The organism is Lipingzhangella rawalii (assembly GCF_031628175.1).
GTDB lineage: Bacteria > Actinomycetota > Actinomycetes > Streptosporangiales > Streptosporangiaceae > Lipingzhangella_A > Lipingzhangella_A rawalii.
The window spans coordinates 1-529 of the sequence record NZ_JAVLVT010000044.1 but is presented as its reverse complement, the minus strand read 5'-3'; the positions used below and the strand labels follow the sequence as shown (position 1 = coordinate 529).

Here is a 529-nt window from a genome sequence, read left to right as displayed (position 1 = left end):
TGCCCGACGAGGCCCGCTGGCGCGCCCGCCTCGTCCTCTCCGAACTCGCCACCAACAGCCTCACCCACACCCGCACTACCGGCGGAATAATCGCCACCGGACACGGCTACGGCCCCGGCATCACCCCCGGCGGCTTCGCGGTATGGATCTTCATCTCCACCCGATTCCTGCACCTGGACGTACGCGACGCCGGCCACCCCCACCACCACCCCACCATGCAGACCGAACCCCGCCCCGACGGCAGCGGCTACGGCCTCGCCCTCGTAAACCACCTCGCCCGCACCTCCGGCACCACCCACCACCCCACCCACCAAACCACCTGGGCCGAAATCACCTGGCACACCCACCCCGGACAAGACCCACCCCACCGCCCCTTCCACCCCACCCACTGACCCCCGCCCGGCCCGGTTCCGTGTCCTTCCCCAACCGGGCCGGGCGGGCCCGAGGCCGCCCTAGCGCCTCGGGGCCACCCCCCACACGATGAAAACCCGCAAAAGCCGATCGGGGCCAGGAAAAGCCGATGGGGGCG

Annotated in this window: 1 pseudogene; it reads left to right on the top strand. The window is 71.5% G+C overall.

From position 1 onward, the window contains the following. Nucleotides 1-392: pseudogene (locus RIF23_RS20690) on the top strand (ATP-binding protein); the annotation flags it as partial. Nucleotides 393-529 lie beyond the last annotated feature (137 nt).